This window comes from Rothia nasimurium (assembly GCF_928391935.1).
Taxonomy (GTDB): domain Bacteria; phylum Actinomycetota; class Actinomycetes; order Actinomycetales; family Micrococcaceae; genus Rothia; species Rothia nasimurium_D.
The window spans coordinates 670,983-683,924 of sequence record NZ_CAKMTD010000001.1 but is presented as its reverse complement, the minus strand read 5'-3'; the positions used below and the strand labels follow the sequence as shown (position 1 = coordinate 683,924).

The 12,942-nt window shown below is 61.1% G+C and carries 12 protein-coding genes and 1 tRNA gene; 7 read left to right on the top strand and 6 right to left on the bottom strand.

Annotated features, from left to right (window positions below):
- Window positions 1–8 precede the first annotated feature (8 nt).
- The 4 genes from L7A15_RS03115 to L7A15_RS03100 all read right to left on the bottom strand — a co-directional run bounded on the left by L7A15_RS03115 (window position 9) and on the right by L7A15_RS03100 (window position 5,078).
- A complete protein-coding gene (locus L7A15_RS03115; RefSeq protein WP_237208879.1) occupies window positions 9–1,010 on the bottom strand; it encodes an NUDIX hydrolase in 1,002 nt (333 codons plus the stop codon).
- 117 nt (window positions 1,011–1,127) lie between these two features.
- Entirely contained in the window at window positions 1,128–3,359 is a 2,232-nt protein-coding gene (locus L7A15_RS03110) for an RNA degradosome polyphosphate kinase (protein WP_237191607.1), read from the bottom strand.
- Between the two features lie 47 nt (window positions 3,360–3,406).
- A complete protein-coding gene (gene mshD / locus L7A15_RS03105) occupies window positions 3,407–4,381 on the bottom strand; it encodes a mycothiol synthase (RefSeq protein ID WP_237208878.1) in 975 nt (324 codons plus the stop codon).
- Window positions 4,382–4,391: 10 nt separating this feature from the next.
- The gene (locus L7A15_RS03100) at window positions 4,392–5,078 is read right to left on the bottom strand and encodes a response regulator transcription factor (protein ID WP_237188749.1); all 687 of its coding nucleotides are present in this window, start codon (window positions 5,076–5,078) and stop codon (window positions 4,392–4,394) included.
- Between the two features lie 146 nt (window positions 5,079–5,224).
- Between L7A15_RS03100 and L7A15_RS03095 the strand changes: the two genes are divergently transcribed.
- From L7A15_RS03095 to L7A15_RS03085, 3 genes are all read left to right on the top strand, one after another.
- Window positions 5,225–5,977, top strand: a complete 753-nt coding sequence (locus L7A15_RS03095; RefSeq protein WP_237188748.1) for a hypothetical protein — start codon at window positions 5,225–5,227, stop codon at window positions 5,975–5,977.
- A 284-nt stretch (window positions 5,978–6,261) separates the two neighbouring features.
- Window positions 6,262–6,918, top strand: coding sequence for an FABP family protein (locus L7A15_RS03090; protein ID WP_237208877.1), 657 nt, complete (start codon window positions 6,262–6,264; stop codon window positions 6,916–6,918).
- On the top strand, window positions 6,911–8,074 hold the full coding sequence (locus L7A15_RS03085) for a YgfZ/GcvT domain-containing protein (RefSeq protein WP_237208876.1): 1,164 nt from the start codon (window positions 6,911–6,913) through the stop codon (window positions 8,072–8,074). Before L7A15_RS03090 ends, L7A15_RS03085 begins: the two co-directional genes overlap by 8 nt.
- A 121-nt stretch (window positions 8,075–8,195) precedes the next feature.
- Here L7A15_RS03085 and L7A15_RS03080 read toward each other — a convergent pair whose 3' ends face one another.
- Together L7A15_RS03080 and L7A15_RS03075 are read right to left on the bottom strand one after the other, a co-directional pair.
- The gene (locus L7A15_RS03080) at window positions 8,196–9,227 is read right to left on the bottom strand and encodes a 6-phosphofructokinase (RefSeq protein WP_237208875.1); all 1,032 of its coding nucleotides are present in this window, start codon (window positions 9,225–9,227) and stop codon (window positions 8,196–8,198) included.
- 258 nt (window positions 9,228–9,485) lie between these two features.
- Window positions 9,486–10,688 carry a pyridoxal phosphate-dependent aminotransferase gene (locus tag L7A15_RS03075; RefSeq protein ID WP_237208874.1) on the bottom strand — a complete coding sequence of 401 codons (1,203 nt, stop codon included), beginning with the start codon at window positions 10,686–10,688 and terminating at the stop codon, window positions 9,486–9,488.
- 233 nt (window positions 10,689–10,921) lie between these two features.
- On the opposite strand from L7A15_RS03075, the gene L7A15_RS03070 reads away from it, so the two are divergent.
- The 4 genes from L7A15_RS03070 to rplK all read left to right on the top strand — a co-directional run bounded on the left by L7A15_RS03070 (window position 10,922) and on the right by rplK (window position 12,918).
- Window positions 10,922–10,994 (top strand) — tRNA-Trp (locus L7A15_RS03070).
- A 79-nt stretch (window positions 10,995–11,073) separates the two neighbouring features.
- A complete protein-coding gene (gene secE, locus L7A15_RS03065; protein WP_237188741.1) occupies window positions 11,074–11,334 on the top strand; it encodes a preprotein translocase subunit SecE in 261 nt (86 codons plus the stop codon).
- Window positions 11,335–11,448: 114 nt separating this feature from the next.
- Entirely contained in the window at window positions 11,449–12,195 is a 747-nt protein-coding gene (gene nusG, locus L7A15_RS03060; RefSeq protein WP_237200210.1) for a transcription termination/antitermination protein NusG, read from the top strand.
- 291 nt (window positions 12,196–12,486) lie between these two features.
- Window positions 12,487–12,918 carry a 50S ribosomal protein L11 gene (gene rplK / locus L7A15_RS03055; protein ID WP_237200211.1) on the top strand — a complete coding sequence of 144 codons (432 nt, stop codon included), beginning with the start codon at window positions 12,487–12,489 and terminating at the stop codon, window positions 12,916–12,918.
- Window positions 12,919–12,942: the final 24 nt, after the last annotated feature.

Genomic DNA, 12,942 nt, shown 5'->3' with positions numbered 1-12,942 from the left:
GAGGATCTTTAGTCTTCGAAGGGTTTGACCTGTTCAAGGGAGACCACGGTCTTGGGGTGGTCAACCGAAACCTGCAGGACCCACATTTCACCGGGCTTGAGGTAGGGGTCATGGGTGGGTAGGTGGCTTCGGAGTCGCTTGCCCACATGCTCACCGAGAACATGCAGAACGGTGGGCAGCACAGGCCGGTGGGTGCAGAGTACGACGGCGCGGTCCCGCTTTTCAAAAAGGGACTCAGCTGTCTTTTGGGCCCGTCGAGGGGCGCGGGCATTATCTGCTTCCGTCAGGCTGCGCTTTTCCTTAATGCTGATGCCGCTGGCCTTGGAGTAGGGGAAGACAGTTTGCATGCAGCGAACCCAGGGGGAGGAGATGATGCGCTCGGGGTGCCAGGCTTCGAGCAGGCGGCCCACGGCCAGGGCCTGTCGCTTGCCGGTGGCTGCCAGGGTGCGTTCCCCCTCGGCCCCGGCCCAGGTGGAGCGGGGCTTGGCCTTTGCATGGCGAAGGACGATCACGGGGCGGGTTCGCAGGTGGCTGCTGCGGTGCAGGTTGATGAGGGTTTCTAGGGGCTTGAGGTCCGTCTTATTGGTGAGGAGGGCCTTGGCCTGCTTGGGGGTGACCCAGCGAAGCTCATCGACTTCACCGAGGTCGGCCTGGGGGACTGCCCCGGAGGGGAGCTCGGCAGCCCAATAGTAGACCTCTTTTGATTTTCCCTTGACCTGGTAGGCAGTGACGGCCAGGGGAGTTCCCAGGGTTACTTTCAGGCCTACTTCTTCTTCAATTTCGCGGACGGCGGTTTCCGGCAGGGTTTCGCCGGGGTCCTGCTTGCCCTTGGGCCAGGACCAGTCGTCGTACCGGGGCCGGTGGATGATGAGCACCTGGAGTTCGTCGTGATGGTACCGCCAAATAAGGGCACCGGCGGCGTTGATGCTTGCCTTGGTGCTGGCGCTACGGCTGATGGCTAGGTTGCCGTCGTAGTCGTAGGCGGAGTAGAAGGGCTCGGTGTGCGGCATGGTGGGACTCCGGGGTGTGGGAGGTCTGGGCAGGCGGCCAGGAGCGTCCTGTGGCTAACCTTTCGTTAGCCTCTGGATATTCTACCCCTGACCGCCTGAATGGGCTGTGGTGTGGGGTTATGAGGCCTTGGAGCGCTTCTTTTCTCGGCTTGTCAGGTAGTAGGCCTGGACGTCGAGCAGGGGGTTTCCGTCGGCGTCGAGGTGGTGGCGGGTCCAGGATCCGTCGGGGCCCAGATGCCAGTTGCTGGTCTTCTCCGAAAGGTAGTTAGAGAACATGTCCAACAGGTACTTGACGTGGGCTTCTGCCTTAACATGTACGAGGGCTTCAACGCGGCGGTCGAGGTTGCGGTGCATCATATCGGCTGAACCGATGTAGACCTTCGGCTTGCCTGCGTTTTCGAAGGTGAAGACGCGGGAGTGTTCGAGGAAGCGGCCCAGGACGGAGCGGACCTTGATGTTGTCGGAGAGCCCGGGAACGCCGGGGCGGAGGGCGCAGATGCCTCGAACGACGACGTTGACTTCAACCCCGGCCTGGGAGGCCCGGTAGAGGGAGTCGATGATTGCTTCGTCCACCATGGAGTTGCACTTGATTTGGATCTTGGCGGCGTGACCGGCCTTCTTATGCCTGATTTCCTGGTTGATGTTGTCGATCAGGCCTGAGCGTAGGGAGCGGGGGGCCACCAGGAGCTGCTTGTAGGTGGTCTTCGGCGCGTAGCCGGAGAGCTGGTTGAAGAGGCGGGAGACGTCTTCACCGATCTGGGGGTCGCAGGTGATGAGGCCAAGGTCTTCGTAGAAGCGGGCCGTGGAGGGGTGGTAGTTGCCGGTGCCAATATGGCAGTAGCGACGCAGGCCGTCGGCTTCTTTTCGCACGACCAGGGAGAGCTTGCAGTGGGTCTTGAGGCCTACGATGCCGTAGACCACGTGCACGCCAGCGCGTTCGAGCTTACGGGCCCAGTTGATGTTGGCTTCTTCATCAAAGCGGGCCTTAATTTCGACCAGGGCCAGGACCTGCTTACCGGCTTCGGCCGCCTCAATGAGGGCATCCACAATGGGGGAGTCGCCGGAGGTGCGGTAGAGGGTTTGTTTGATGGCGAGGACGGCCGGGTCGGCGGCTGCCTGCTCCAGGAAGGCCTGCACACTGGTGGCGAAGGAGTCGTAGGGGTGGTGGAGCAGGACGTCGTGGGCGCGGGTGGCGGTGAAGACGTCGGCTGCCTTGGAGGTTTCGTTGGCGTTGAGCCAGCGGGAGGTGTGGGCGACGTGCTTGGGGTAGTGCAGGGCCGGCCGGTTGGTTTTGGCGATGTCGGAGAGGCCACGCATATCGAGCGGGGCGGGGAGCTTGTAGACTTCGTGCTCGTCAATGCGGAGTTCTGATACCAGCAGTTCAAGGATGTTGGGGTTGATGGTATCGACTACTTCGAGGCGGACGGGCGGGCCGAAACGGCGGCGCAGCAGCTCCTTTTCGAGGGCCTTGAGGAGGTTTTCGGCGTCATCCTCTTCAACTTCGAGGTCTTCATTGCGGGTGACGCGGAAGGTGTGGTGTTCAACGACCTCCATGCCGGGGAAGAGCATATCCAGGTGTTCGGCGATGATGTCTTCCAGGGGAATAAAGCGGACCGCCCCGGAGGAGGCCTTGACTGCCCGGGAACCGTCCACAGCTACCATCCGGTCCATGGTTTCGGGGACCTTGAGACGGGCAAAGAGTTCCTTGCCGGTCTGGGGATTACGGACGGTTACCGCCAGATTGAGGGACAGGCCAGAGATATAGGGGAAGGGGTGGGCCGGGTCAACAGCCAGGGGGGTGAGGATGGGGAAGAGCTCAGCGCGGAAGAAGCGGGTGAGCCGCTCCTTCTCTGTGGTTGAGAGGTCCTGCCAGCCGACGATACGGATGTCTTCTTTAACAAGCTCGGGGTAGACCTGCTCGTGGAAGACCCGGGCCTGGCGCTCCTGCAGGGCGTGGGCCGCAACGGAGATCTGCTCCATCTGCTCTTCGGGGCTGAGGCCGGACGCTGAGGGCACCGCAATACCTGTGGCGATGCGACGCTTCAGACCGGCTACGCGCACCATAAAGAATTCGTCCAGGTTGGAGGTCACAATCGACAGGAAGTTCAGGCGCTCTAACAGATAAAGGTTGGGGTCTTCAGCTAGTTCGAGAACGCGGGTGTTGAATTCCAGCCAGGAGGTTTCCCGGTCGAGGAAACGGTCGGTGCCGAAATCACCTTCAAGGCTGGGCTGCTTAATTTTCTCGCTGGCGTCAATACGGTCAACGCGGGTTTCAGCCCGTTCAATCTTGTTGATATCGCCGCCGATATGCGGGTGAGCAGTAGGTTTCTCGTGCGGGGTATGAACCATGGTGGACCTTTCAGATGGTGCAGTGAAGTGGTAAGAAAATTCTAGGGCTACTTAGCCGGTGCGTATTGTCGGTCGACGGTGACGGGGGCAAATCCCAAGGACCGGTAGAGGGAAACCGCTGCAGTATTTTCGGCGTCAACGTATAAAACAATGCGTTGGAGGGGGCGTCCGGCTTCATCGGTGGCTTCTGCCAGGTAGGCCATGCCAGCGAGGGTGAGAGCCTTGCCGAGCCCCTTCCCTTGCCAGTTTGGGGCAATACCAACAGCGTACACCTCGCCCTCTGGTGACTGGCCGGCAGCGTCAGGCCCCTGCCCGGTGGGGATCTTCGTCCAATGGAACCCTGCCAGCTGGCCGGACTCGTCCTGGGCTAAAAAGAAACCCTCGGCCCTAAACCAGGGCGAACCGACCCGGGCCTGCAGGTCATCGAGGCCCAGGCGGCCCTGCTCAGGGTGGTGGGAAAAAGCAGCAGCATTGACCTCAACCCAGGCGGCAGCGTCGTCCTCGGTGTAGGTTGCAAGGCGCAGGCCAGCCGGGAGGGGGTAGCTCTGGGCCAGGGCGCGGACGCGCTCGCCCCCACCGTCGGTCAGGGAAAGACCCAGCTTGTAGAGTTCGCGGGTGGGCGTCCACCCTAAAGAGCGGGCAAGAGCCTGGGCTGACAGGACGGCGCTGCTCGTCTCATCGGCGCCAGCATGTACCCAGGCGCGTAGAGGCTCCCCAGCGACCGACTCAGCAGCCGCCGTGACGAGAGCCTTCCCAACTCCCCGGCCCCGCTTCTCTGGGGCAACTGCAACTTCAAGGACCCACACATCGCCCTCCTGGACGAGGGCAGCGAAGCCTGCCGGGGCGTCGTCCTGAACAAGCTCAAACAAACGAGCCCCACCGGCTGCTCCCTTGCCGACCTCAACCAGGGTCTGCTCAGAAAAAGCTGCAGCCCCGTCATAGGCTGCAACATAACCTGCCATATCAGAAAACCGCTGAGCTACATCACCAGTAATCACTACCTTACGGACCACACCAGACACAGCGACCTCCTTACCTAGCCTCACCCTTCGGGGCATTAAAGCTGTACCCCACATTGCGTACCGTCGTAATCAACTGCTCGTGGTCAGGGCCCAACTTCGACCTCAGCCGACGGACATGAACATCCACCGTGCGAGTGCCACCGTAATAGTCATAACCCCACACCTCAGACAAGAGCTGGGCCCGGGTAAACACCCGCCCAGGATGCTGAACCAAAAACTTCAGCAATTCAAACTCTTTGTAGGTCAAGTTCAAGGGGACCCCCTGCAACTTGGCAGAATAAGAGGCCTCATCAACCGAAATATTGCCCACCCGAATCACAGTGCTTTCAGGGGCAACCTCTTCAACGACCTGGGAAGACAGCAAACGGAAGCGGGCCTCAAGTTCAGCCGGGCCCACCGTATTTAACACAATGTCATCAACCAGCCACTGGGGGGCCACGGCAGCCATGCCACCTTCAGTAAGAACCATCAGCAAGGGCGGCACCAAACCAGCGCCTTTCAACATCTGGGCCCCATTACGGGCCGCAACCAGATGTTCCCGGGCATCAATCATGACAAGATCAGGCGAATGGGCCTGCACCGCTGACACCACCGAACTAAGCGGCAAAACAGAAACCTGGTGCGACAACAAACCTAGGGCCTGGGCAACATCGGCGGGGTCAGTCGTAGAATCACTCAAAACGACTACATTCAGCAAGTAACCCACTCCTCGAAACCAGACTCACTTCTGACCAGTATAAAACGCGGCCCCAGGTCATTGATAAACAGACTCGCAATACGAGAAGATGGGTGTAATCTAGCTAAACACCACACGCAGGCTACCAGCGAAACGAAACACCCACCGTGACCACCAAAGAAACCACCCACACCCGGGCCATCCGCACCTTCGTGCCTGAGCTGAACAAGCTCCGTCGCGCCCGCCAAAAAACAGTCTATGAAGGGCCCATCGGACGCATTGGGGCGACCCCCCGGTCCCGGTACACCCTCGTAGCCCTCTCCGCCGTGGTCACCCTCACCGTCCTCGTCCTGGCCGCCCTGCTCTCACCAGCCCTGACAGTGCTCGCTGGGCTTGGGGCCGTCCTGCTCATTGCTGGGGGTTGGCCCGCAGCCACCGGCGTCGCCGAACTGAGGGGCGTCCGCCGGGTCACCAGCCACTCCGTTATTATTCTCATCTCAGGGCTAGCCTCCATTGTCTATTCCTGGCTTTACTCGTCCGGTAACCCCCTCAGTGCCCTGCCCGCCATTGCCGCCGTGGGTGTTGTTGCCAGCTTCATTGCTGAACTGCTCCGGGGTGAAGGGGCTATCGGGCGTCTGGAATCAGTGATTAGCTGTGTCACCGGTGTTCTCGCCTCCGTCTCTGTTGCCGGCTGGATCGGCCTGGCCTTCCTCGCAGAACCTGGAGCAAGCGCCTGGCCCATCATCGGTCTTGGCCTCGGCATCGCCCTATTTCTTGGTCTGCTAGGAATTCGCGTGATATCAGCTGGCCCCAAAGAAGGGCCCCGACGAGGAGCCGTGACCCTCGGCGTAACACCCGTAGCATTTATCGGTGTACTCGCCTATGTGTGTGCGACATTCCTCACCCCCGTGATAGGCTAGCGTCATGGATATCAACATCGTCGCACTCGAAATTTTCTTCCTCGTTCTGCTGGGCGCCGCAGGTATCGCCATTGCAGCTAGCATGTGGGCCGTCATCAGCGGCCTCTTCCGTGGTCAGAAGTAAACTGATCCACCCAATACCAGCCAGCCCCCGTTCACAGGTGAACGGGGGCTGAATTTTTGTCTGCCTCTTTTAGATAAGACTTCCTTCGGGATATTCTCCCTGGGCTTACCCGGGCCCCAGACCCTCCCCGCTACCGGCCAGCACTACTAAACTAGTGTCTATGGCTATTGAAATCCCCACCAACCTCACCCCCGAACTCGTCCCCTTCTCCTGGCTGCTCGGCACCTGGGAAGGCACCGGCACCCTCTGGTACGAGGGCTCAGAAGAGACCCCCTTCGGCCAGATCATCACCTTCACCCAGGACGGCCTGCCCTTCATCGAATACCGGGCCGAATCCTTCCTCCTCGATGACCAGGGCCAGAAACTGCGCCCCCTGACCGTCGAAACCGGCTTCTGGCAGCTTGACCGCCCCCAGGTAGACGGCGACGTCGGCCCCGGCCTCGTCCCGGCGGACGTTGTGCCCGTCTACCCCAACGCTGACTCCGTAGAAACCCTCCGCAACGAAGATGGCGGCTTCAACATTCTGGCCACTATCGCCCACCCCGGCGGCCTGACCGAGAACTACGTTGGCATGATCAAGGGCCCGGTGGTTCGTATGCAGACCGGCAACATGCTGCAGGACGAAATCACCAAGGAATACGCTGGCTCCGTGCGCCTCTGGGGCCTGGTCAACGGCAACCTCATGTGGGACTGGGAAACCGCCAACCCCGTCACCCGCAAGCTGGAGAAGCACGCCTCAGCTGAACTGCGGAAGACCTCGTCGATGAGCGGCGAGGACCTGGGCACCACCATGTTCGGCGGCGAGAACCTTGACTAGCGACGAGGCCACCCGCCCGGCCTACACCAGCCCGCTGCTGCGTCGTCCCGGGGCCTTTGCTGCCAGTGGGGCCGACGCCGGTGTGGCAGCCCACTATGGGGACCCTGTGGCTGAACAGCGGTCCCTGGCCCGCCACGCCAGGCTCACCCTGGTGGACCGCTCCAACCTGGGCGTGGTGACGGTTGCGGGCGAGGATCGCCTGAGCTGGCTGACCACCCTCTCCACCCAGGTGCTGACCGGCCTGGGGGAGGGGGACAGCACCGAGCTGCTCCTACTGACCCCCCAGGGGCGCATTGAGTTCGCTGCTTTCGCCGTTGAGAAGGACGGCGCCGTCTGGCTGATCACCGAACGCGACCAGGCAGCCCCCCTGGCTGACTACCTCAACCGCATGAAGTTCATGCTCCGGGTTGAAATTACCGACCGCACTGATTCCTACGCGGTCCTCGAATCCACCCTGGACCCCCGGGAGACTGACGGGGCGGACGCCGTGCTGGCAGCCGGTACCGTCTGGGTAGACCCCTGGGGGGCAGGCCTTGCCCCCGGCGGCTACACCTATGCTGCCGCTGACGAAGCCGAGCACCCGGCGTCCGGCTACCGCCGCTACCTGACCATCGTGCCCTCCCACCGTCTGCTGGATGCAATCGAGGGCGCTCAACTGGCAGGAATCTGGGCTGCTGAGGCCCTGCGGGTAGAGGCCTGGCGGCCGCGCGTGGGCGTGGACTCCGACGAGAAAACGATTCCCCACGAGCTGGATCTTCTGCGCACCGCCGTCCACCTGGACAAGGGCTGCTACAAGGGCCAGGAGACTGTGGCTCGAGTGCACAACCTGGGCCACCCGCCCCGCCGCCTGACCTTCCTCGACCTAGACGGCTCCGAGCACACCCTGCCCGCTGCCGGTTCTGCCGTGATGAACGGTGAGAAAAAGGTGGGCACCGTAACCTCGGTGGCCCTGCACCACGAGGCCGGGCCTATCGCCCTGGCCGTCCTGAAGCGATCCCTTGACTCGGCCGCTACCCTGCGCGTTGTTGACGGGGGAGATACGGACGCCGACGGCAACCCGGCAACTACCGAGTACGCCGCCGCCCAGACCCTCATCGTTGCCCCGGACGCAGGCCAGGTAGCTGGCCGCCGGAACATGGGGGACTTCCTGCGCTAGGAATCTCTGAGCCTGCACCCCGGTAGACGCGGCACAGACACGGAAAGCAAACGCCGATAAAAACGACTGCCTCCCCAAACAATCTTGGGGAGACAGTCGTTTCTAGTGTGAGGCGTATGGCCTAGCGGCCGAAGAGGACCTTAGCCTCTTCGTAGCGGTGCAGGGGAACGGTCTTGAGGCCGTTGAGGGCCTCAGCGAAATCAACACGCTTGATTTCGGTGCCCTGCAGGGCAACCATCTTGCCCCACTCCTTGTCGTGAATCATGTCGACAACCTGAATACCCAGGCGGGTGGAGAGCACGCGGTCAAAGCCGGTGGGGGCGCCACCGCGCTGGATGTGGCCCAGGGTGGTGTTGCGGGTTTCAATGCCGGTAATGCGTTCGATTTCCTGGGCAACCCAGTCGCCGATACCGCCCAGGCGGGGGCGGCCGTCCTTCTCCTGGCCCTTGCCAGCCATGACGTCGTCGAAGCCCTCGGGAATGAAGCCCTCAGCCACAACGATTAGGGGGGAGCGGCCACGGTCGTGGACTTCCTTGACCCAGCCGGAAACCTCGTCCATGGAGACCTTGACCTCGGGGATCAGGATGGCGTGGGCACCACCGGACATGCCGGAGTGCAGGGCGATCCAGCCGACGTGACGGCCCATGACCTCAGCGACCATGGCGCGGTGGTGGGATTCGCCGGTGGTACGCAGGCGGTCCAGGGCGTCGGTGGCGATGGAAACAGCGGTGTCAAAACCGAAGGTGTAGTCGGTTGCCTGAAGGTCGTTGTCGATGGTCTTGGGGACACCGACGACGGGGAGGCCAGCGTCAGCAAGACGCTTGGCCCCGGCCAGGGTGCCCTCGCCGCCGATAGCGACAATGGCGTCAATGCCGTTGCGTTCCATCATGATTTCGATGTTTTCGGGGCCGCCCTTGGGGCCGTCGAAGGGGTTGGTGCGGGAGGTGCCCAGGATGGTGCCGCCGGTGCGGGCCAGGCCGCGGACCTTGGTGCGGGGCAGGTCCATGAAGTCGCCTTCGACGACGCCGCGCCAGCCGTCGCGGAAGCCAACGAATTCGTCGCCGTAGGTCTTAATACCGTTGAGGACGGCGCCTCGGATAACAGCGTTCAGGCCGGGGCAGTCGCCGCCGGAGGTCAGCAGACCGATCTTCATGGGAGGATCTCCTAGCTATTCCCACATGAGGGGAAATCTTGTGATGGTGTTCTCAAAACCGTGTGGGTTTGCCGGGGCAAACCTGTGGGCTTGTGTTGGTTTCTATTCTAATAGGTCTGCACTTGTGTGGATAGCTGTGGGGATAGTTTGGGTGTATGTTTTCAGCCTCTCTGTTAGGGTCAGAACTGACTTTAAGACAGAAAGGGTGGTGCCGGTGAATTTCACCTGCACCACCCTAGGGGCTATTGATATCTGACCCTACTGGGCGTCTGCCAACAGCTTCTGCATCCGGGCCAGGCCCTCAGCCAGGTCGTCGTCGCCCAGGGCGTAGGAGAGACGCAGGTAGCCGGAGGGGCCAAAAGCCTCACCGGGAACAACCGCTACTTCGGCTTCTTCCAGGATGATTTCGGCCAGCTCGGCGGAGGTCTGAGGGGTCTTACCGGCGATGGTCTTACCCAGCAGGCCGGTGACGTCGGCATAGGCGTAGAAGGCGCCCTTGGGGGTGGGGCAGTGGACGCCCTCAATGGCGTTGAGGCCCTCAACGATGGTCTTACGGCGGCGGTCAAAAGCCTCGTGCATTTCCTTGACGGCGTCCAGGGAACCTGAGACTGCGGTCAGGGCTGCCAGCTGGGCAATGTTGTTGACGTTGGAGGTCATATGGGACTGCAGGTTGGTGGCTGCCTTGGTGATGTCAGCCGGGGCGATCATCCAGCCTACGCGCCAGCCTGTCATGGCGTAGGTCTTGGCTACACCGTTCATGATGACGGTGTTCTCAGCCAGGGCGGGCACGGCCTTGACGATGGAGGTGAAGGGCACGCCGTCGTAGGTGAGGTGCTCGTAGATTTCGTCGGTGAGGACGATAATGCCCTTTTCCAGTGCCCATTCGCCGATGGCCTTGGTTTCTTCGGGGGTGTAGACCGCGCCGGTGGGGTTGGAGGGGGAGACGAAGATGAGGGCCTTGGTGGCGGGGGTGTAGGCGGCCTCCAGCATGTCGGGGGTGACCTTGTATTCCTTGTCGGCGCCCGCGAAGACCTCGATGGGGTTGCCACCAGCCAGGCGGATAGCCTCGGGGTAGGTGGTCCAGTAGGGGGCGGGCAGGAGGACGTCGTCGCCCTCGTCGATGACGGTAGCAAAAGCCTGGTAGACGGCCTGCTTACCGCCGTTGGTGACGATGACCTGGGAGGCGTCGATGTCGATACCGGAGTCACGCTTGGTTTTTTCGACGATGGCCTGCTTGAGGGCGGGCAGGCCAGCGGCCTGGGTGTAGCGGAAGTTGGCCGGGTCGTTGAGGGCCTCGCGGGCGGCGTCCACAATGTAGGCGGGGGTGGGGAAGTCGGGCTCACCGGCACCGAAGCCAATCACCGGGCGTCCCTGGGCCTTGAGGGCCTTGGCCTTGGCGTCAACAACGAGGGTTGCGGAGGGGGCAATAGCGCCGATTCGGCGCGATACGCGGGCAGACATGAGAGGAATCTCGCTTTCGTCCTGTGAGAGTGCAGGATTATCTGGTGGTGTCGGTGGGTAGGACGGGACGCACGGCCCCTTCCTACCTTTTAAGCATACGGGGTGAGGGGCTTAGGTGAGGGGTGGAATTGCCAAAGCAAAAAATATGTTTTAGAGTAGATAGCGTTGTTCGCAACCGAACAGCTTTAGACCTATGCCTGAGGGCTGGGTCGCTTTGAGGGTTTGTCCCTTGAAGGGCGGTGGCTCAATTGGTAGAGCAGCGGTCTCCAAAACCGCAGGTTGCAGGTTCGAGTCCTGTCCGCCCTGCTTTTGCCTCACAGGTTTTACTGTCAATCAAACCCTTGCATTGGGTTCACGATAAGTTCTAGAAAGGGGCGGGCCTCACATGGCTAAAACTATCGCCGCCGGGACCGCCGATTCTAACGAAGCAGGCGACGAGAAGAAGCTCGGCTTCTTCGGCCGTATTTTCCAGTTCCTCCGCGAGGTAATCGCGGAACTTAAGAAGGTCACTACCCCTACCGGTAAAGAGCTGGTGCAGTATGTGATCATTGTTCTTTTCTTTGTTGTTTTCATGCTCCTGCTGATTTCTGGTCTTGACTATGTCTTTGGCCAGGGGGCTTTCTGGCTCTTCGGTAACGGCATGTAAGCCATGCAGCTTTTCTAAGCTGAGCCCGGGTCCTTAGCCCGGGCATTTACATTATTCTTTGTAAGCAAGGAGCGGGCCAAGCCCGCCAACCCAACGTGATGAAAGTAGGGTAGCGTGTCCGAGCAGGAAGTGCACCAGGAAGCCGATGAGGTTGTAGAACCTGCAGAGCAGGTTACCGACGAGGGCGCTGAAGCCGTGGAGGTTGCAGCTGCTGAGGTTGTTGAAGAGGTTCAGGCTGCTGAAGAAGCTAGCGAACCTGCTGTTGATCCCCTGGAGGAGTTTAAGGCTAAGCTCCGCCGCCAGGAGGGTGAATGGTTCGTCGTTCATACCTACGCTGGCTACGAGAATAAGGTCAAGGCTAACCTTGAGTCCCGCATGCAGACCTTGAACGCTGAAGATGACATCTTTGAGGTTCAGGTTCCCATGGAAGAGGTCATGGAGGTTAAGAACACCACTAAGAAGCTGGTGCGTCGTGTGCGTGTTCCCGGTTACGCCCTGGTGCGTATGAACCTGACCGATGAAACCTGGGGTGTTGTGCGCCATACCCCCGGTGTGACTGGCTTCGTGGGGCAGGACGCCTACAACCCGGTTCCTCTGCGTCTGGATGAGGTTGTTGACATGCTGGCTCCTGTCTTTGAGGCTGAGCAGGCTGAGGCTGGTGTTGCCCCCAAGGCTGCTCCTCAGATGGAGACTGCCTACGAGGTGGGCGAGGCTGTTACTGTCAAGGAAGGTCCTTTCGAGGGTATGCCCGCCACGATTTCAGAGATCAACCCGGCTTCGTCCTCTATGGTTGTGCTGATTTCCGTCTTTGAGCGCGAAACCCCCGTAACCCTGAACTTCTCCCAGGTCTCGAAGATGTAAGACCTCTCTTCTAGAGATAAACCCAGCCGCCCGGCCCCCTCCAACCAGGGGAGCCGGGCGGTTGCGTTCTACCCTCCTTCCCCCGAAATTTCTGGCCTGTGAGCAAGCCCCCAGTGGCCTGCGTCCGGCCAGCAATAGATTAAAACCAAAGACCGTACTAAGATAGAAGACTGTATGTGCGCACCCACGCCGGTGTGCCCCTACCCGGTGTAGCCGCCGCCATGGTTACACCACCGCCCGGTGCATACTCCTGTGCGCCGGTCCACCAGCTAAGAAAAGGACCAAACACAAATGGCTCCCAAGAAGAAGGTCGCAGGCCTCATTAAGCTGCAGATCCAGGCAGGCGCCGCTAACCCCGCGCCCCCCGTCGGCCCCGCCCTCGGTGCCCATGGTGTTAACATCATGGAATTCTGCAAGGCCTACAACGCAGCAACCGAAGCCCAGCGCGGCAACATCATCCCCGTAGAAATCACCGTCTACGAGGACCGCTCCTTCACCTTCATCACCAAGACCCCTCCCGCAGCCCAGCTCATCAAGAAGGCAGCAGGCGTTGCAAAGGGCTCCGGCGTTCCCCACACCCAGAAGGTCGGCTCCCTGACCATGGACCAGGTCAAGGAAATCGCCCAGACCAAGATGGAAGACCTCAACGCTAACGACATCGACGCCGCAGCGAAGATCATCGCCGGCACCGCCCGCTCCATGGGCATCACCGTCGAAGGCTAAAACCCTTCCCCCTGCACACCAGGG